This is a genomic window from Dolichospermum circinale AWQC310F, assembly GCF_000426925.1.
Lineage (GTDB): Bacteria > Cyanobacteriota > Cyanobacteriia > Cyanobacteriales > Nostocaceae > Dolichospermum > Dolichospermum circinale.
In genome coordinates, this window is the sequence record NZ_KE384683.1 from 28513 (window position 1) to 47918 (window position 19406).

Genomic DNA, 19406 nt, shown 5'->3' on the forward strand with positions numbered 1-19406 from the left:
AGCCAGGACACGATTACCGCGTCTTTAACTACAACTGCATGGACATAAAAGTGAGTATTTCCGGTAAAATGGTTGATAAGTGGTTTCATGATTTACAACAGCGTCCAGTTCTAGCTGTAGCGGTTTCGTCTTTGTGGTTATTGGGAATTGGTTGGATAGCTTTTGGTTGGAATTTGGGTAATGTGGGCTTAATTGATGAAACTGAGCCACTTTTTGCCGAAGCTTCCCGACAAATGTTACTTACTGGTGATTGGATTACTCCGTTTTTTAACGGAGAAACTCGCTTTGATAAACCTGCTTTAATTTATTGGTGTCAAGCCATCGCCTATTCTATTATGGGTGTTAATGAATGGGCAGCCCGTACGCCTTCTGTATTAGCAGCTATGGGCGTAATTGCTTTGGCGTTTTATACTGTACAGTGGTATTTTACTAAAAAGGACGAATTAGAACAAGTTACCAACTTACCCAGACGTTACTTGACAGCAGCCTTAGCCGCAGCTTTAATGGCACTTAACCCAGAAATGATAGTTTGGGGCAGAACCGGGGTTTCTGATATGTTGCTCACAGGCTGTATAGGTTCAACTTTGTTATGTTTTTTTCTAGGATATGCTCAAAATAACAGAGCAATTGTCATTGCTAATTGGCAATTTCCTAACCAATGGTACTTAGCAAGTTATGTTTTAATTGCTGGAGCAATATTAACGAAAGGTCCGGTAGGAATTGTTTTACCAGGGTTGATTATGATTGCTTTTGCCTTATATGTGGGCAAATTTTGGCAAATTTGGCTGGAAATGCGGCCGATTTTGGGCATGGTTATAGTTTTAGTCCTATCACTTCCCTGGTATATTTTAGTAACTTGGCGTAATGGCTGGAATTTTATTAACGCTTTCTTTGTGTATCATAACATAGAGCGTTTTACGGAAGTCGTCAATGGTCACTCAGCGCCTTGGTATTTCTACTTCTTAGTTGTATTACTGGGTTTTGCGCCTTATGCAGTATATATCCCTGCGTCCCTAGTGAGGCTAAAATTGTGGCAGCGATCATATTGGCTAGAAAAAGAACGGTCTCAACACTTAGGTTTATTTGTCAGTTTATGGTTTTTGGGAGTATTTGGATTTTTCACCGTTTCCGTCACCAAATTACCCAGTTATGTGTTACCCTTGATGCCAGCGGCAGCTATTCTTGTGGCATTATCCTGGAGTGATCTTTTCCCCATTTCACAAAACCCCACCCCAACCCATCTCGCATCTTTACGTATCAGTGGTTGGATAAATGTAGCTTTTATTACTTTCATTTCTATTGCTCTATTTAATCTTACCCAAATTGTTGGACCTGATCCTGCGGCTCCTAAATTATATGCAGAAATGGAGAAATCAGGTATACTCAAATATGGAGGCATAATTTGGTTAATAATTGCTCTGATCTCGTCTATCCTGATCTTAACTCACCGTTACCGACAGATTATCATAATTAATTTAGTGGGATTTACAGCCTTTATTGCTATTTCTTTAATGCCTGCAATTTTAATTATGGACCAACAGCGTCAGTTACCTCTGAGGGAATTATCAGCCTTAATTGTTGAATTAAAACAATCCAATGAAGAATTGATTATGGTTGGTTTCAAAAAACCTACTGTGACGTTCTACACGAAGCAAATTGTTAATTACATCAAATTTTCTCAAGCAGCTTTAAAATATATTCAAAACCCAGGATTCTCAAAAACTAAATTATCATTATTAATGCTTATTGAGCAAGAAAAATTTCAAGAAATGGAATTGCAACCAGATACTTACAAAAGTCTAGCCACAAAAGGAGCTTATCAATTAATTCGTATTTCTTTGGCAAAAGTCAACAAGGATAAGTTAAATCCATCTTGAAATTATCAGTACCATAGTATTAATTTTAACATTAAAAGATTTTTCTTTTTTTGGGTTAAACCTATTGACTTTTCCCTGCGGGGATGATATTTTTATAATGGGAATGCGTGGGTATTTGAATAAGTCTTAACATCCCATTATTTACGCACTATCATCATACCACAGCCGCTGGGGATGCAAACCGTAATTATTAAAATTTTTTTGAAAAATTTATACAAAAAATAGCATCAGTATGCTAGGACGCAGGCTATGAGCAAACCCTAGATAAAGCTTGATTTATCTGAGTTAATAGCTCTTCCATAGAGATAGAACGGGGTAATATCTGGGTAGCAATTTCACTTACCGCAGTTTCTACAGAAGATGTATATCTGTGCTTACGGGATTGAGAGCTATTTTCATAATTAGGCTGGTTTAATTTTTGGTCAAGTACCAAAATTGGGGGTAATTTAAAGGATGAATCCCCCAAGGATTGTATAGCTTTGTGTACTTCTTGATGCATCGGCGTTTCCTGTAAACAAATTAATAGTAAGTCAACACTTTTATGACTAACTTGTTGTAAAACTTCCGACCAACAACTAGCAATAGAAGCTCTAAAACCAGCAGTTTGTAAGTATTGAATTAGAGCTTGAAACCATTCATAGCCTCTATTACCCGGCTGATTTTTGAGATTGAGAGTAGAATTTTTAATTAACTGATAATTCTTGACTGGTTTGCGATTTATTTTGGGTAAATCATGCAACATAGTAACATCTACAACGAGAATATTGAGTGGACAACTGATGCCGGCGGCAATTTGTAATACAGATGATAAAGCATTTCCCTGGTAATTGTGGGCATCATTTTCCTGATGCAAGGGACTTAAACAAGGAAATACAGACAATCCGGGTATTTGGGAAGCGGCTAAAGTAGTAGCAACATCACAAGTGACCAATGGTAAAGTTGCTAATCGCTGGTGTTTAGTTAATTGTTGTAGATAAGTGCGAGCCGTAGAAATTTCCATATCTAGTAATATTACATCAAACTGCCAGACCCGTGCTAACAGATCTGCTTGATCTAAATCATCTACTTCAATAACTCGATGTTCTCGAAGGGAAGGATAGAGATTAACCGCTTCTAATTCTGGATTTACTAACCGGAGAATTCGTAGAGGGACAATCTGAGGATGGTTATTATTTTCCGTCCCTGAATCTTGAACCTTTGGAGATGTGGATAATTGTGATAATAGTGTAGTCAATAGGTGGTGTTTAATGGGTAGACTCAAAAAACTATCAGCCTGTTTAGTAAGTGCTTGCTCCCTTTCTGCGGCTGTAGCCGTGACAACAACATGAATGTGACGAGTTAAAGCATCAGATTTCAATAGAGTTAAAACATCCCAACCTGAGAGTAAAGGTAATAAAGGGTTTAAAAATATAGCCTTTGGTTGTAAACGTCGAGCCTTTTCTAAAGCTTCTGTTCCTGATCTAGCAATGACAACACGATAACCTAAAGCCTTGAGTTGTTCAGTTAATTCTTCAATATATTGGGCTACTGCTTCCACTACCAACACCAATCTTGGGGAGGAATTAGGCTGGTATTGTGGGGAATTGTGGAGATTTTGACGGCAAGAATTGGCAGTGTTGCCTATTTCCCGCTTTTCTGATTTTATATCTTCAGAGTCGCTAAAACTGAGTTTTGGTGGACTCGGAGGCAAAAGCAGAGTAAATTGACTACCCTTACCTTCACGAGATAGGAAACTGACATCTCCACCATGTAAGCGAGCCAAAGCTCTGGTTAAGACTAATCCTAAACCTGTTCCTTCAAACTGACGGGTGAGGGGGTTTTCTAGTTGCTGGAATTTTTGAAAGATTAAATGTTGTTGTTGTTCAGGAATCCCAATACCTGTATCCCAGACAGTAAAAGCAATCCAGCCTTCCCAACGACTTACCCGTAACCCAATTTCCCCAGATACTTCTGTGAATTTAAAGGCATTAGAAAGTAGATGTGCCAGCATTTGACGCAAGCGTAATTCATCCGCTACCATTTGTTCTAAACCCGGTTCAATGGCCAGACTAAATTGACGATGAGAAGAATTTTGATTTTCTGCTGGGGATAATTGTTGAGTTTTGTTATTTTGCTGATAGATATTTTTTACATCTGACAAAGCTCGTTCACATACTACCTGAATTTGTACTGAGGTGAAAGTGAGTTGCATTTGTCCAGTTTCCATGCGAGTCAAATCTAAAATATCATTAACTACACTCATCAAATGTCTGCCACTTTGGTGAATTAGCCCAGCATAACGAGCTTGGCGCTCATTTAATTGTCCCAACTGTTGGTCTACAAGTAGTCGGGATAGTCCTAAAACTGCCGTTAGTGGTGTTTTTAATTCGTGACTGATACAAGCTAAAAATTCATCTTTTAAGCGATTGAGTTGAATCAAATCGGCGTTTTTTGTTGCCAATTCCTTGCAAAGTTGTTGTTGTTCCGTTACATCTGTTGCTAATATTAGCCATAGGTCGTCAGTACTTGCCGGCACTTGCGACTCAGAAACCCAAATTTGCAACTTCCTACTATCCAAAGGGATTTTAGCAAATTGCCAAACCCGTTCTTGACCATTTTTAATTTCGACCACACAAGTACAAATACCCAGATGCGTATCTAAAACACAGCGATCAGAACTACTATTTACATTAACGGGTGACTCTTCCAGAAATGGTAAAGCTGATGATGAGTCAGGTGAAAAAACCGTTGGGGAGATAGTTGTTTTGGGACTCATGAAAGGATCTGGTTTGAGATTTTCGGACCGGTTAGCATAAATATAAGCAGATTTTTGAGCATGAGTCGGGGCAAGTATGGTCTCTACCTGTTTTCTAACGCCTTCGATGTCCTTTAATGCTCCCAATTGTTGCCACCAAGCAGGATTTTGGGTGATTACTTTGCCATGACTACTTTGTAACATAATTGGCCAAGGCAGTTGCCCTAACAAATGGACTATGGATGTGTGTATTTTTGGCGGTTCTTTTTCCTGATTGATGATTGAGTTAATAGGATTTTTGTTTTGAGCTAAGAGTTGCAATAAGCGTAAAATATCCACTATTCCCAGGAGTTTACCATCTGAGTCAACCAATGCCCAGTCTAAATTTCTTTGTTGTTGAGTTTCTTGGTATTCTAAGAATAGACGAAAATGTTCCAGACTCTGTGCTGCTGATATGGTCTGTATTGGTTCTAGGAGCGATTTATCCATCTGTGAGAGTGGTCGCTGCAAATTTAAAAGGTAGTCATCAGTGGTTGCTGCTAATAATTGTGGCAGTAACCGAGCAGAGTATAACAAACCAATTGGGACTTGTTGTGAATTGACTACCATCAAGCGATCGCACTGTTGGTTGGTAAAAATATCCAGCACGGTTGCTAGAGTATTTGTTTCTAAGCAGATTGGTACATTTGCTAGAAATTGATAAAGCGGGTACTGTAGCATTGATATAATTCCTCAGTGGTCATTCTGCTGATGATCAACCCCGGCCTCACCATCAGCCTTAGTTGAGATGGTCTTCAAGCCTGAAGCAATATCCGGCCAGAATATTGAGAATGGCTACGCTATTGTGGGATTCCGGTTAGATATTTAGGAATTACGCACAATATATGGAGAAACCTTCTTTCCTTCCTGTTCTATCCCTTGAGGGTGCCTTGGGAACGCTGTTTTCTGGTTCATGCTTTCGTAGTTCGTTGTTTCGTAACTCGTGGGTAAGTCCTCATATTGACAAACCGCGCTGAAAAATTTTCCTCAAACCAGATAAATCCAGACAAACCAAATAAATATTGAATAGTTTTGGTATTTTCATCGCTGTTACATACGGTCAGTAGTTTGATACCATCTATATGTAGATAAGCCGTAAGCTACAGGCTATCAAGAGCCACTCTGGGGGTTTGGCTATGACTTTAGGACAGTCCATGGACTGAAAATACATGAACTCTAAGCCAATCTTCGATTATTTTCCCCCTCACGGTGCAAGATCTGAATTTTCATAGTGAACAAGTAACCATCTTGACAAGATTATTACTTATATTAAAAATCATTACTTTTGAAAGTGACAACTACAACAATAATTATGACTCCAAAGATTCGCTTTAGAACCTTGAGGAATTATAATGATTTAAAATGCGACAATTCTTTAAGTTTATTTAAGTATCTTATCAAGGAGTAAAGTAATGTAACCTAAGTTCAAGTTTGATTTGTTAATGCACTTATCAATGATTCCTAACTACGCCCATGGATATAAGTTATTCTGTTTAAGCTAAATAAATATGCTTATTTACTGACTTATATATGCCACTCCTACATAATACCCATGATTTATCAACCGTAAATGTTAGTACCTATATTGCTTTTACAAAAAAATATAAAACAAATTTGTAGTAGACCATTTGCACAAAAGAGGCACAAAGGTTTACTTATTCACAGATGGAATTTCATGAGTAAATTCCTGAGCCAATACTACCGATTAATCAGCGAATGGTATTGGCTACCAATTACTACTACACCTGATCAGATATACCATTTACCTAATCAGACATTAGAGAAAAAAAATAATTATTTCCTGGCCTTTGCCCAGCAGAGAAAGGCACAAAACTTTCAGGATATGACTACTACCGAAAAACGGGAGATATTAGAACAACTGAAATCAGATTATCGGCAAATTATTGTAAATTATTTTCTAACTGACAAAGCCATAAAAGAAAAAATTGATAAATTTATCAACGCCCTATTTTATGCTAATATTCCTGTGCCACAAATTATAGAAATGCACATGGAAATCATTGACGAATTTGCCAAACAATTAAGACTAGAAGGTAGAAGCGATGAAACATTACTAGATTACCGTTTAACCTTAATAGATATTTTGGCACATCTTTGTGAAATCTATCGTTCTACTGTTGCTAAAATCAATTGAATGTGGCGAAGCAGAATTTGCGTCTCCATTGATTGTGAGTAAATACTAAAAGTATAGATAAAACCAAAACCTTTGCTTTTTTATTTGTCACATTTATTGCTTATTTTTAGGAGTCTATATTGTATGAATCAAGCCAAAAAAACCTATGTTCTCAAGCTTTATGTGGCAGGGAACACCCCCAATTCAGTGCGAGCCTTAAAAACCCTCAAAGATATCTTAGAGCAAGAATTTAAAGGTGTTTATGCCTTAAAAGTAATTGATGTCCTGAAAAACCCCCAATTAGCCGAAGAAGATAAAATTCTTGCCACTCCGACATTATCAAAAATTTTGCCGCCGCCGGTGCGGAAAATTATTGGTGATCTCACAGACAGAGAAAGAGTATTAATTGGATTGGATCTGCTGTATGAAGAATTGAACGAAGAATACGAAAAAGAGTAGGATAACATACAGTAGATTGGGGGTAAAAGAAGTACAAAATTTTCATAAAAAATCAATTTAATTATTAAGCAGGTTTTACCAAAGGACTCTTAACTTAGTAGATTCTGCTGTATTTATGAAAAATGATCAAAAACTTTCTTGATTTTAAAAAACCAGGTTGAATATCCATATTAGATAAACCATGACAAAAAAAGAGCAGTTTGACCAAAAAAAAATACCTGTTGGTGGCGTAGAAAAAATTCGGACAATGATCGAGGGCTTTGACGATATTAGTCATGGCGGTTTACCCGTTGGTAGAACCACCTTAGTGAGTGGAACTTCCGGGACAGGAAAAACCTTGTTATCACTGCAATTCCTTTATAATGGCATCACCTACTTTGACGAACCAGGAGTATTTGTCACCTTTGAGGAATCACCCAGTGATATTATTAAAAATTCCCATATTTTTAATTGGAATTTGCAACATTTAATTGATGAAGGTAAATTATTTATTCTCGACGCTTCTCCAGATCCCGAAGGTCAAGATATAGTCGGTAATTTTGATTTATCTGCCCTGATTGAAAGGTTACAATATGCAATTCGTAAATATAAAGCGAAAAGAGTTTCCATTGATTCAATGACAGCCATATTTCAACAATATGAAGCTGTAGGAGTAGTGCGACGGGAAATTTTCCGTTTAGTAGCGCGTCTGAAACAATTAAACGTCACCACAATCATTACCACTGAAAGAGGTGAAGAATATGGACCAGTAGCATCCTTTGGCGTTGAAGAATTTGTTTCCGATAATGTAGTGATTGTTCGCAACGTTTTAGAAGGAGAACGCCGTCGTCGAACTATTGAAATTCTCAAATTACGGGGAACAACCCACATGAAAGGTGAATATCCCTTTACAATTACCAACGAAGGAGTTAATATATTCCCCTTGGGAGCAATGCGATTAACACAAAGATCTTCTAATGTGCGAGTATCTTCTGGGGTGAAAATCCTTGATCAGATGTGTGGTGGTGGTTTCTTTAAAGATTCGATTATTTTAGCAACAGGAGCTACAGGAACTGGTAAAACCTTATTAGTGAGCAAATTTATCCAAGATGGCTGTATTAATGGTGAAAGAGCGATATTATTTGCCTATGAAGAATCTCGCGCTCAACTTTCACGTAATGCTTATTCATGGGGGATTGATTTTGAGGAATTAGAACATCAAGGACTGTTAAAAATAATTTGTACCTATCCCGAATCAACTGGCTTAGAAGATCATTTACAAATTATTAAATCAGAAATATCTCATTTTAAACCTGCTCGCATTGCCATTGATTCACTTTCAGCCATGGCTAGAGGTGTTAGTAATAACGCTTTTCGTCAATTTGTCATTGGTGTTACAGGTTATGCTAAACAAGAAGAAATCACTGGTTTTTTTACCAATACTACAGACCAGTTTCTCGGTTCTCATTCCATTACCGACTCCCATATTTCCACAATTACAGACACAATTTTGATGTTGCAGTATGTAGAGATTCGGGGAGAAATGTCGCGGGCAATTAACGTCTTTAAAATGCGAGGCTCTTGGCATGATAAGGGCATTCGTGAATATAATATCACAGCCGACGGACCAGATATTAAAGATTCACTGCGTAACTATGAGCGAATTATTAGCGGTGCGCCTACTCGCGTTATTATAGATGAAAAAGCAGAACTTTCTCGCATTGTCAAGGGTTTTGAAGACAAACAGAGTTCTGATGCTTAAAATAGGAAGAGTGCGATATTCCTTCACAAATCTATGGATCATGCTATATTTTGTGGTGAAGACAAGTATTCTGCCGCTAAATTGATATTTTTTTCTGTGAGGGGACGCGGTGAAAAGACAGCAATTATTCCATAGTTTCTTACCCGGTTTTACAGTAGCAGTATTAACAACTCAGCCCGCTTGGGCTAATGTTGTGAATATGAGTGAGGTACAGCCAGGGTCTTATCCTAATGTTTTGATTTCTACCAATAGTAGAAATTTATTCACAAACAATAGCTTATTTTCTAACAGTCAATTTACAAGTAACTCAGGATTATTATCTAGCAGTTACTTCCGTCCAGGTAGTATAAAGCCTGCTGTTAACTACAGTCTACCAATAATTACCGCTGACAATAATCTTGGTCTTGAGGGAGTAAAAATACTTAAAAAAGATGATGGTAGATTTGTCAATTTTTCTGATCTATCAAATCATAATTTCCTAGCTGTTAATAATCCAAAATCAGGTAATTCTGAGCAGCAATTTATCGGCAGTGATACTAAGGTATCAGAATTAATAGAATCTAGTAAATGCCCACAGCAGAAGAGTCAAGCAGCTTTGCTACTTGCTTCTAACACCTGTTTACCTAAAAAAACTTCTGATTGGATAGCGCAAACAACTATCCCTACTACATCAGAACCTAGTAAACCCTTTGCTGTTGGTAATGTAAAATCCCAACTTAGTCAGTCCGTAGATTTTACTAATACTCCTAATGACTTAAATCCTAACCCGAATCTACTGTTATTTCCAAGACAAGCGGAGGAAGTAAAAATACAGACAACTCGGCCAATTAGTTTGTCAGAGGCTTTGGAACTGGCTAAACGGAATAACAATGATTTACAAGTGTCCCTATTACAATTACAACGCAGTAAATCAGTTCTGCGGGAAGCTCAAGCGGCTTTATTTCCTAGTGTAGACTTGAGTGCAGATGTAACCAATAGTCGTAACGTTGGGACAACACTACAGTTTGACCAAGCTAGAACAAACAATCCACGAGTAGGTGATGCTCCAGCAAATACAAATTTTAGCGGAACAGCACAGATAAAATATGATTTGTATACCTCTGGTAGACGTAATGGGGCTATTCAGGAGGCTGAAGAAAGGATACGTGTACAAGAGTTGGATGTCGAAAGACAATCTGAGGAAATTCGCCTAAATGTGTCCAAGGCATATTATGATCTGCAACAAGCCGATGAAAACGTGAGAATTACCCAGTCAGCGGTAGAAAATGCTCAAGCTAGTTTAAAAGATGCCATGGCCTTAGAAAAAGCTGGCGTTGGTACTCGTTTTGATGTATTGCGATCGCAAGTAAACCTAGCCAATTCTCAACAAGACTTAACCAATGCCATCTCTCAACAACAAATTGCCCGCCGCAAATTAGCACCATTGTTAAATTTATCCCAGTCAGTGAGCATTAGTGCGGCTGATCCAGTAAAATTAGCAGGTTTATGGCAGCAACCACTAGAACAGAGCATTGTTTTAGCCTATCAAAACCGTCCTGAACTACAACAAACTTTAGCGCAAAGGAAAATTGGCGAAGCACAGATAAAACAGGCTTTAGCGTCTTCTGGTCCACAGGTGAGTTTAGTAGGGAGATATAACTTATTAGATCAATTTGATGATGGAACTAGTGTGAGCGATGGTTATTCATTGGGACTACAAGCCAGTATTAATTTATATAATGGGGGAGCAGCAAAAGCAAGAGCGTCCCAAGCTAAAACCAGTATTGCGATTGCTGAAACCCAGTTTTCTGAACAAAAAAACCAAATTCGCTTTCAAGTAGAACAAGCTTATTCCACCCAAGCATCAAGTTTAGAGAACGTACAAACTGCTAATGTAGCCTTAGAACAAGCTAGAGAATCTTTACGATTAGCGCGGTTAAGATTCCAAGCAGGTGTAGGTACTCAAACCGATGTAATTAACGCCTTAAATGATTTAACACGGTCCGAGGGAAATCGCGTCAGAGCCATATTAGACTACAATCGAGCTTTGACAGAATTACAAAGATATGTTACAGCCAAAGGATTAAAACAGTTAGAGCAGTCAGGAGTCAAATAAGAGTTAAGATTCGTAGGTTGGGTTAAGCGAAGCAAAACCCAACATCAGCCTTGGGTTTCGTGCCTCAACCCAACCTACAAGAAATGGACAGGGCATGAATTGATATTGATAATTCTCAATGCTGTAAAATAGTTCTCAAAACTGTTGCAACTGCTAAACTAGCCAAAAACTCATGACCATGACTAAAGTTACATCACAAGAGATTGCAAAATTTCGTTCTCTGATGGTAGATGATTCTCAAGCAATGGAAGCATTAGACTTGATAGAGGACTGCGATGGAGATTTAGAAGACGCGGTAATGACTCTGGCTATTAAGGCTGGACAACAACCGGAACAAACTAATTCTGAATGGTTAGATGCCTTAGCCAAAAAATGGCGGGCTGTAATTTGTGAACAGGAATATCGAGAAGACTTGCTAAATGGGTCAATTCAAGAGATGATAGAACATCTGAGGACAATACAGACCTTTCCTAGAAGTCTGGCCACACCGGTTTTAATTTATGTTCTTAAACAAGGTGTAAATAACTTTTGTGAGCCTTTAGACTTGCTAAAATCAGATCAATCCTGATTAGTGAATATACTGATGATGTCAACTGGAATTTAAAAAATAGTTGAAGATTAATGAATTATCTTGTTGCTGTATTATCAGATCGTATCCAAGCCGAAGCCGCCGATTTAGCTTTAGAAAAAGAAGGCATAAATGGGACTATTCTTGGTAGAGGTTATAAAAGTGCTGATGAGTTTGGTTTAATTGATCCCAAAGAAGAAGCGAAAAAACAAGTAAAATTAATGGCGATTTGGTTAGTCCCATTTGGCTTTTTTTCCGGTTTTACTTTCAGTTTGATTACTGGTTTAGATACCTTTGCTTGGGCTGGAGAAATCGGTAATCACGTAATTGGCGGAATTTTGGGTGCTGGTAGCGGGGCTATGGGTAGTGTATTTGTGGGGGGTGGTGTTGGTTTGTTTGAGGGTGGTGGTGATGCTTTACCCTATCGTCATCGCTTAGATGCGGGTAAGTATTTAATTGTCGTCCAAGGTTCAGAAACTCTCACCCGTCAAGCTACTCGGATTTTAAGGCAGTTTGACCCGGAAAATATTCAAGGTTATGCTGAAAATAATTGATTGGTAATTCTTGTCTGAATCAGGATATCCAGGATTTAAGGATTAATCAGGATTCTGAATAACAATTAATAACAATACTTATGAACTTCGCAATCCGAACTCCTGTAACTGCTATAATTCTATGCTACCTAGAGAAGAACTTTTAAAAGGGGTTGAAAACCGGGATACCATTGCCCGTGTAATTGATCAAGCAGACCAGGCTATAAAGACCTGGGAGGTGGTATTAACAGATTTTTTGTCTCCGCCAGAGTTAGCGGAAATTCAACGGGTATTTAGCCGATTAACAGAGGTGCATTTAGTGACTTGGGGTGGATATCCCCAAGCGGAAAGACAAAGAATAGCGATCGCTCGTGCTGAGTTACCATTAGATCAGTCTCAAGTTGCTATCATGGCCTTAGAAATTGCTGGTAATTTCTTATTTGATACAGCGAATCACCGAGATTTTTTAGGTGCGATGTTGGGAACGGGAATTGTCCGGGAAAAAACGGGAGATGTGATTGTTTTGGGGGAAAGAGGGGCGCAGGTGATTGTTGTCCCGGAATTGGGAGAATTTTTAGAGATGAGTTTAAAACAGGTGCGTTCCGTACCGGTGAAAACTCAACGCATTGATATTAGTGAGTTAAAAATCCGCGAACCAAAGAAAAAAGAATTAACGACTGTGGAAGCTTCTTTGCGGTTAGATGCGGTGGCTTCTGCTGGGTTTGGGATGTCTCGCAGTAAAATGGTAGATTTAATCGCCTCCAATGATGTGCGTGTTAATTGGAAGGAAGTCACTCAAGCTAGTTCCCAGGTCAAAACGGGGGATTTAATTGCTATTCGGGGAAAAGGGCGGTTAGAAGTGGGAGAAATTGCGGTGACAAAAAAGGATCGTTATCGGGTGCAGTTAACTAGATATATGTAAAATAATATATCTAAAATATATCTAAAATAAAATTTTGGTTTCAGGGGTTGACAGATGATATTTTAGATGATAGATTATTAATCTGTGTGATTACGGACGGTTAGCTCAGGTGGTTAGAGTACATCGTTGACATCGATGGGGTCGTTGGTTCGAGTCCAATACCGTCCATATTGTTTTTTAAAGTGACTGATTATATGTTGTCATTATAGCAAAAGAAAGAGCGAAACTTTTACTATTATTCGCTCTTTTTTCCGTTTATAATCTATTGAGCAATTATTTTATTTTATCATTAAGTTAGGACTTACGCAAGATTCATGGAATAACGAACCACAGAGGCACAGAGGTCACGGAGAAATGAGGATTTGAGAGATATTTTGCGTAAGTCCTGTAAGTATTCCCTAGTTATTTTGACAGCAAAAAAACTCTCATTGCTTGATATACAATGAGTTCAGGTCTTTTTTATTTTTTTGTCTTCGATATTTTTGGCAATAAATGTTTTCTAACTACCATCAAAACCGTCAACTAACAACATTTTTTCCCAGTTTTTTCCTAACCATAACTGTCCATCTTTTATTGATATAAAACCACAACTTCTGTAAACATTCAAAATTAGTGTTACTAATAAGGAGAACTTTCCGGCTACTTCTTTATTTTTTATCCTTTCTTTTTTACCCCCGAAAATGAAAATGCGCTGCTTGACAAGCTGGATATGGTAATGTAGAAATTACATCTTTATGGTTTGTTTGAGTACTCAAAACCCAATTTCCAGAAGTTTCTGCAAGAACGGCTGAACCACCATCAGGATAGATAATTATGCTATCAGCATTGCCAACTGGTAAAAAAACAAATTCACAGGTCATAAAATTTACTTTTACTCCTCTATCCCTAATTCTTCTTTTAGCTCATCGTCAGTTAGATAAGGACGAGGAGTATGGCGAAATTGTCTGATAGCCCAAGGACGTTGGGCAAGTTCTTCAAATGTTTCGACATCCTGACTTAGTTCAGCTTTAAAAACTGTACCATCCAGCGCCCAACCAGGCATTTCTGGTAAAATTGGCAGCCAGTCTTCTCTATTGTCATCTAGTAAGCCACTCAAATACAAATGAATTTGACTATTATCTTGAGATACTTCTAAAACTTGTCCACGCACTGTAAATGTAGGCTTTGTTTGTTCTGATTTCCATAATTCTAATTCCGGTGGTTCTCCAGTCCGTTTAATTTCTATCCAATGAGGATTACCATAAGATTCTTCTACAATTTTATTTAATTGAATCCGTAATTTATCTGGGTGAGGAATTTCCAGACGTTGTTGATCTCTCTCAATAATTTGACTGGTAATTTTAATTATTCGCGGATCTATTTTCTGAGGTAAGATAAGTTTACATAACTCATCACTTGTTATTTCATGTGTTTTGCGACCAATTAGAGATAGTGAATTTGCGATTTGAGATGATAAAATGCCTAACAGCCATAATCTTTGATCTTCATAAGTTAGCTGATTCCATTCTTGTACAAATTTTTGATTATCAGGTAGTTGAGGAGATTTTCCAGCTTGTTGTGCAGGAAGAACACAAAATATATTATTGTCAGGACAAAGACCTGTAGTATCTAATTGAGCAGCGAGAGGATATAACGAACCTCGATTTACTTTACGACCTACAAGAACTTTTGGTAAGTCAAAAAGTAGTTCGTATTTTAATCTGGCACTTGAAAGATATTGTTTTCCATACCTAATCCAGCGTTCTTCTTCGCTAACTCTGTTTGGATCTGACCAAAGCCGATTTATATCCCGCCACTTCATACGCCAGTTTCTCTTACATTGAGTATTTGGTGGACATTGACTAACTGGTTTGTAGTTTTTACTAGGAGTTACTCCATTAAAAACAAAGAAAAGATTTCCTAATGGTATGGTGGGAACATTAATATCTATTGATGGGGTTGTCAGTGATTCCCAATTTTCAGAATTAGAATTTAATTGTGATATCCATGTTGTACCAAGGAAACCACCATTACGAGATTCGGGAATACTAACTTGAGAAAAAATTGCTTTTCCAGCTAGAGGAAGTTTTATTTTTGGTTTACCTACACTTCCTAAAATTACGCACACATCTTGTTTAGCATGAATGCCAATATTCCCTGCTGGAAGTTGCCAAACTTCAAAAATTTGGCAATTATCAGTTAATAAATTACGTGCATCTGGGATGCCATGAGTTGTACTTGACAAAAAAGATTGAGGTAATACAAAAGCAAATTGAGAATCTTTTTCTAGCCAGCTTAATGCTTTTTCTATAAGTCTTGCAGCCCGTTGAGTATTACCATCCTCTGCAAAAGGAGGATTAGCAATAATAACACGCGGCTTAATAGCCATATTTCCTTTGTTTAAGTCATTATAATTTTCATGGGTAAAATGCTTAGGAAAAGGAAATGGAATATCTTGACCTAGTGATTCTCTTGCTAGGGTATATCGTAATTGTGTTACTAAATCTGCATATTGATCTAAATCATTACCCACTACATGATTTGCAAGATAAGATTTTCTTGCTTCTAAATTTTCAGGAATATCACTCATCCCTGCCAAACGTGATGTAGCAGCTAATAGCAAACTACCTGAACCAGCAGCAGGATCAAAAATTATTCGTTCTTCTGGACGTAACCTTTCTAAAGGTAATAATTCCAGCATTTTTTCAGCGATCGCTATTGGAGTATAATGTCGCTGTAAATCAGTCCATTGTCCACCTTCAATATCACTAGGTAATTCTTTAATAGCTCGTTCATACAGCAATCCCACATCTCGATGATCTACCAGTGCAAAACTAACTCGACTACCTAAGTTAGCTCCTAAATGCTGTAATATTCTGTCGCTAAGATGAGGTATTGACTCCTCCAGTGCTTTTTTGAAAAAACCATTAGCACGAGGTACAGTCAGATTCAGTAAAAGACGAGGATCATCAGTAGGAATGCGTGATTCAGAACCAAAAAAGCCTTTATCTTCTAAAATTCTTGCTGCTAAAAACGCGATCGCTACACGAATTCCGTGACCTGCTATTTCGTGACGAGAAGATATTTGATTTTTTGGATTTCTCCTTTTAGGAATACCAATTTCTGCAAGCACCCCTTGAATAGCATTTTGAAATGCTTGATCTAATTCGGCTCTTTGTCGCAGAAGAAAAGAAAAACTTCGTTCTGAAACAGATTCTTCAATATCTGCTAATGTTAGCTGACCAGTACGAAATTCTGCCAGTGCTTTTGGTTTAAATAAGTGGCTATCTTGTCTAGTTAGTTCTAAATATAGAGAGTCACGATCTATAATCCGTTCTTCTAAGCCCGATGGAGTGTAATATTGAAGTATATAAATTTCATCTGAGACTAACAACCCGGCGCGAATAGGCCAATAACGTAATCTCTGTTTCCATGCGTTTATTTCTGATTCATGAACAGATTGAACCATGAAGGACAAGTTATTAGAATTTGGGCGTAGACCGTAATCTGTCCATAGAGCATCTACAGGTATAGGTTGCTCATTGCTGTTTGCTGAGGGGATACGCACATGACGGTGTGGTTCTATGCCCCACACCCGATGAGCGATTTCAATTACATTATCCAGTCCCCGTACAGCCATTTCACAGTTGTGTTTATTAAGTAAATTAACTAAGGAATTATCCGGTTGTTATGTTGCTACTTTGTCTGCAAAAGAAAACAACCTTTCACTACTATAGTGGAATTGCTCAAAAAAAGCGATAGCGAAGCGCTCCGCAGGAATCGCTCTATCCAAAATAAAGAATTAAAATTTATCAATAACAGGTTTTGAGACTCAGCAGTAGAGCGCAAAATTTCTTGCTCCAATTTTTGACGATCTTTACGGCTTTTCTTATTTGCTACCAGACCATCACGCTCAAGGGCTTCTTGTAATAAGGCTTGATTACTAATAGTTTTACCCAAATTACGCAATCTACGACTAGCAGCTTCAGCTTCATCTAATGAAAGTTGCTCAGTTAATTTGTCATAATCATGGGAAACGACATTTATTTTGTCACTAATTGGATTGAAGTATAATATCGTTAAGTCGCTAAAATCCTTGTACAGTAAGGATTTATAAAACGACATTAACTTGTCACGATGACAGATAATTAGTCACTGTACAGTTTTTTAAAGTGACTGATTATTTACCGCTGTAGAAAAAAGCAATTTCCTTTTCTTTTAGAGGCGCGAAACCAGCATCAATCAGCTTTTGGTCTAGTTCAGTTTGGGGAATATGTTTAGCACCAATGCGGACAATGCGAGAACGCATGGTGTTGGATACACCACTACGCTGTCTATTGGCTTCTAAAGCCATAACTTGTTCATACAATTCTAACTTAGCGGGAGGAATAGGAGAACCATCAAAATCAATTCCTTTAGCGATCGCTTGATCAATAGCATCAGCACCTGTGGTAGTGTCAGTAGTCATGGTAACTCATTTTCAAATATTATATTGGACTATTTTACCACCTATAGGAATCCAGTTTGATGCCTAAATTTATTTATTTAGTCCGTATTCTGGGGTGGGTTACGCTACGTATCTATTCAAAAATGAAATGGGAATGTGTCTTAGCTTATTTAAACAAGTTACCAATTGAGAAAGCATAGATAAGAAAAAAGGATTTTTACCAATTACCCATTACCCATTACTAATTACCTGCATAAATGCTAAAATCCTCAATTAGAAATTGAGGATATTTTCATGCCAGTTGTAACTAACCCAATCAAGTTTGGCACAGATGGCTGGCGCGGTGTGATAGGTGAGGAGTTTACCTTTGAACGCCTGGCGTTAGTAGCGACCGTAGCCGCCAAGGTTTTACATAATACTTACTTTTTTGAGGTAGGTAGCCGGACAATTATTATCGGTTATGATCGCCGATTTATGGCGGAAGATTTTGCTCGTGTTGTCGCCAATGCTGTCACCGCAGTGGGTTTTGATGTCCTGTTTAGCGAAACTGCTGCACCAACTCCGGCTTATAGCTGGGCGGCTAAAGAACTCAAGGCTTTGGGAGCGCTAGTTGTGACAGCGAGTCATAATCCGGGTAGATACTTAGGATTAAAAGTCAAAAGTGCCTTTGGTGGTTCAGTTCCACCGGAAGTTACACAAGAGATAGAAGCTTTATTATCAGAAAAAGTGCCACCAGTAGCGATTCCAGGTAAGGAACATAGCTTTGATCCTTGGCCGAGTTATTGTCAGGCATTAGCGGGTAAAGTTGATATTGACAAAATTAAACAAGTTATCGCTGCTGGTAAATTAACAATATTTGTGGATGTCATGCACGGGGCTGCGGCTGGGGGACTAGCGCGACTCTTAGGGTCACAGGTTCAAGAAATCAATAGTGAACGTGACCCTTTATTTGAAGGTGGTGCGCCGGAACCTTTACCAAAATACCTGTCACGACTATTTACAGTCATCAAAAACCATCGCCAAAGCAATAAAGCTGGTTTAACAGTAGGTTTGATATTTGATGGCGATTGCGATCGCATTGCAGCGGTAGATGAAGATGCTAATTTCCTCAGTTCTCAAATTTTAATCCCCATCTTAATTGACCACCTGACCCGGCGGCGCAACTTTCAGGGGGAAATAGTCAAAACTGTGAGTGGGTCGGACTTAATGCCCCGTGTAGCCGCCTTACATAACCTTTCTATCTATGAAACCCCTGTAGGTTATAAATACATTGCTGACAGAATGTTAACTACACAGGTATTGCTAGGTGGTGAAGAATCTGGTGGGATTGGTTATGGTAGTCATATTCCGGAACGTGATGCTTTATTATCGGCGCTGTATGTATTGGAGGCTGTGGTAGAATCAGGGTTAGATTTAGGCGAATATTATCGTTATTTACAACAACAAACTGATTTTTCATCGGTCTATGATCGTATTGATTTACCTTTAGCGAATATGGAAGTGAGAGGGCGACTATTACAACAGTTACAATCTCAGCCTTTAACAGAAATTGCAGGTAAACAAGTCATCGCTTGTCAAACTATTGATGGTTATAAATTCCGTCTGGCTGATCAAAGTTGGTTAATGATTAGATTTAGTGGTACTGAACCAGTTTTACGGCTTTATTGTGAAGCAGCAACAATAGAACAAGTTCAGAAAACTCTAAATTGGGCAAAAACTTGGGCTGAATCAAATTAATGGATAATGGGTGATTGATAATGGGTAATGGGTAATTGGTAATGGGTAAAATCTCTACCTTTTGCCTTTTTCCTGACAACGGACAACGGACAACGGACAACGGACAACGGACAACGGACAACGGACAACGGACAACGGACA

The 19406-nt window shown here is 38.2% G+C and carries 14 protein-coding genes and 1 tRNA gene; 10 read left to right on the plus strand and 5 right to left on the minus strand.

Annotated elements, in window-relative coordinates:
* Positions 1-38: 38 nt before the first annotated feature.
* The gene (locus ACIR310F_RS0111575; protein WP_028083967.1) at positions 39-1877 is read left to right on the plus strand and encodes an ArnT family glycosyltransferase; all 1839 of its coding nucleotides are present in this window, start codon (positions 39-41) and stop codon (positions 1875-1877) included.
* A 247-nt stretch (positions 1878-2124) separates the two neighbouring features.
* On the opposite strand, the gene ACIR310F_RS0111580 is transcribed toward ACIR310F_RS0111575, so the two are convergent.
* Entirely contained in the window at positions 2125-5331 is a 3207-nt protein-coding gene (locus tag ACIR310F_RS0111580) for an ATP-binding protein (RefSeq protein ID WP_081677586.1), read from the minus strand.
* Positions 5332-6325: 994 nt separating this feature from the next.
* Here ACIR310F_RS0111580 and ACIR310F_RS26235 point away from each other — a divergent pair.
* The 8 genes from ACIR310F_RS26235 to ACIR310F_RS0111620 all read left to right on the plus strand — a co-directional run bounded on the left by ACIR310F_RS26235 (position 6326) and on the right by ACIR310F_RS0111620 (position 13270).
* Entirely contained in the window at positions 6326-6805 is a 480-nt protein-coding gene (locus tag ACIR310F_RS26235) for a hypothetical protein (RefSeq protein ID WP_414534261.1), read from the plus strand.
* A 123-nt stretch (positions 6806-6928) separates the two neighbouring features.
* Positions 6929-7243, plus strand: a complete 315-nt coding sequence (kaiB, locus tag ACIR310F_RS0111590) for a circadian clock protein KaiB (RefSeq protein WP_028083970.1) — start codon at positions 6929-6931, stop codon at positions 7241-7243.
* Positions 7244-7424: 181 nt separating this feature from the next.
* Positions 7425-8984, plus strand: coding sequence for a circadian clock protein KaiC (kaiC, locus tag ACIR310F_RS0111595; protein ID WP_028083971.1), 1560 nt, complete (start codon positions 7425-7427; stop codon positions 8982-8984).
* Between the two features lie 109 nt (positions 8985-9093).
* The gene (locus tag ACIR310F_RS0111600; protein WP_028083972.1) at positions 9094-11079 is read left to right on the plus strand and encodes a TolC family protein; all 1986 of its coding nucleotides are present in this window, start codon (positions 9094-9096) and stop codon (positions 11077-11079) included.
* Between the two features lie 178 nt (positions 11080-11257).
* Positions 11258-11647, plus strand: a complete 390-nt coding sequence (locus tag ACIR310F_RS0111605; protein WP_028083973.1) for a hypothetical protein — start codon at positions 11258-11260, stop codon at positions 11645-11647.
* A gap of 53 nt (positions 11648-11700) precedes the next feature.
* A complete protein-coding gene (locus ACIR310F_RS0111610) occupies positions 11701-12201 on the plus strand; it encodes a hypothetical protein (protein WP_028083974.1) in 501 nt (166 codons plus the stop codon).
* A gap of 121 nt (positions 12202-12322) precedes the next feature.
* Positions 12323-13102, plus strand: a complete 780-nt coding sequence (locus ACIR310F_RS0111615; protein WP_028083975.1) for a photosystem II S4 domain protein — start codon at positions 12323-12325, stop codon at positions 13100-13102.
* A 94-nt stretch (positions 13103-13196) separates the two neighbouring features.
* Positions 13197-13270, plus strand: a tRNA-Val gene (locus ACIR310F_RS0111620).
* 500 nt (positions 13271-13770) lie between these two features.
* On the opposite strand, the gene ACIR310F_RS0111625 is transcribed toward ACIR310F_RS0111620, so the two are convergent.
* From ACIR310F_RS0111625 to ACIR310F_RS0111640, 4 genes are read right to left on the minus strand one after another with little or no spacing between them, the layout of a single operon-like run.
* On the minus strand, positions 13771-13962 hold the full coding sequence (locus tag ACIR310F_RS0111625; protein ID WP_028083976.1) for a hypothetical protein: 192 nt from the start codon (positions 13960-13962) through the stop codon (positions 13771-13773).
* 11 nt (positions 13963-13973) lie between these two features.
* Complete coding sequence (locus ACIR310F_RS0111630) at positions 13974-16721, minus strand: N-6 DNA methylase (protein ID WP_028083977.1); 2748 nt, start codon at positions 16719-16721, stop codon at positions 13974-13976.
* Between the two features lie 56 nt (positions 16722-16777).
* Entirely contained in the window at positions 16778-17206 is a 429-nt protein-coding gene (locus tag ACIR310F_RS26240) for a hypothetical protein (RefSeq protein WP_028083978.1), read from the minus strand.
* A gap of 55 nt (positions 17207-17261) precedes the next feature.
* Positions 17262-17549, minus strand: coding sequence for a small RNA NsiR4-regulated ssr1528 family protein (locus ACIR310F_RS0111640; RefSeq protein WP_028083979.1), 288 nt, complete (start codon positions 17547-17549; stop codon positions 17262-17264).
* Between the two features lie 273 nt (positions 17550-17822).
* Between ACIR310F_RS0111640 and ACIR310F_RS0111645 the strand changes: the two genes are divergently transcribed.
* Positions 17823-19265 carry a phosphoglucomutase/phosphomannomutase family protein gene (locus ACIR310F_RS0111645; protein ID WP_028083980.1) on the plus strand — a complete coding sequence of 481 codons (1443 nt, stop codon included), beginning with the start codon at positions 17823-17825 and terminating at the stop codon, positions 19263-19265.
* Positions 19266-19406: the final 141 nt, after the last annotated feature.

What these genes read in the sequence shown, in the direction of transcription:
- ACIR310F_RS0111575 (WP_028083967.1), top strand. Translation starts at nt 39, where the DNA reads ATGGACATAAAAGTGAGTATTTCCGGTAAAATGGTTGATAAGTGGTTT.
- ACIR310F_RS0111580 (WP_081677586.1), bottom strand. Translation starts at nt 5,331, where the DNA reads ATGCTACAGTACCCGCTTTATCAATTTCTAGCAAATGTACCAATCTGC.
- ACIR310F_RS26235 (WP_414534261.1), top strand. Translation starts at nt 6,326, where the DNA reads ATGAGTAAATTCCTGAGCCAATACTACCGATTAATCAGCGAATGGTAT.
- kaiB (WP_028083970.1), top strand. Translation starts at nt 6,929, where the DNA reads ATGAATCAAGCCAAAAAAACCTATGTTCTCAAGCTTTATGTGGCAGGG.
- kaiC (WP_028083971.1), top strand. Translation starts at nt 7,425, where the DNA reads ATGACAAAAAAAGAGCAGTTTGACCAAAAAAAAATACCTGTTGGTGGC.
- ACIR310F_RS0111605 (WP_028083973.1), top strand. Translation starts at nt 11,258, where the DNA reads ATGACTAAAGTTACATCACAAGAGATTGCAAAATTTCGTTCTCTGATG.
- ACIR310F_RS0111610 (WP_028083974.1), top strand. Translation starts at nt 11,701, where the DNA reads ATGAATTATCTTGTTGCTGTATTATCAGATCGTATCCAAGCCGAAGCC.
- ACIR310F_RS0111615 (WP_028083975.1), top strand. Translation starts at nt 12,323, where the DNA reads ATGCTACCTAGAGAAGAACTTTTAAAAGGGGTTGAAAACCGGGATACC.
- ACIR310F_RS0111625 (WP_028083976.1), bottom strand. Translation starts at nt 13,962, where the DNA reads ATGACCTGTGAATTTGTTTTTTTACCAGTTGGCAATGCTGATAGCATA.
- ACIR310F_RS0111630 (WP_028083977.1), bottom strand. Translation starts at nt 16,721, where the DNA reads ATGGCTGTACGGGGACTGGATAATGTAATTGAAATCGCTCATCGGGTG.
- ACIR310F_RS26240 (WP_028083978.1), bottom strand. Translation starts at nt 17,206, where the DNA reads ATGTCGTTTTATAAATCCTTACTGTACAAGGATTTTAGCGACTTAACG.
- ACIR310F_RS0111640 (WP_028083979.1), bottom strand. Translation starts at nt 17,549, where the DNA reads ATGACTACTGACACTACCACAGGTGCTGATGCTATTGATCAAGCGATC.
- ACIR310F_RS0111645 (WP_028083980.1), top strand. Translation starts at nt 17,823, where the DNA reads ATGCCAGTTGTAACTAACCCAATCAAGTTTGGCACAGATGGCTGGCGC.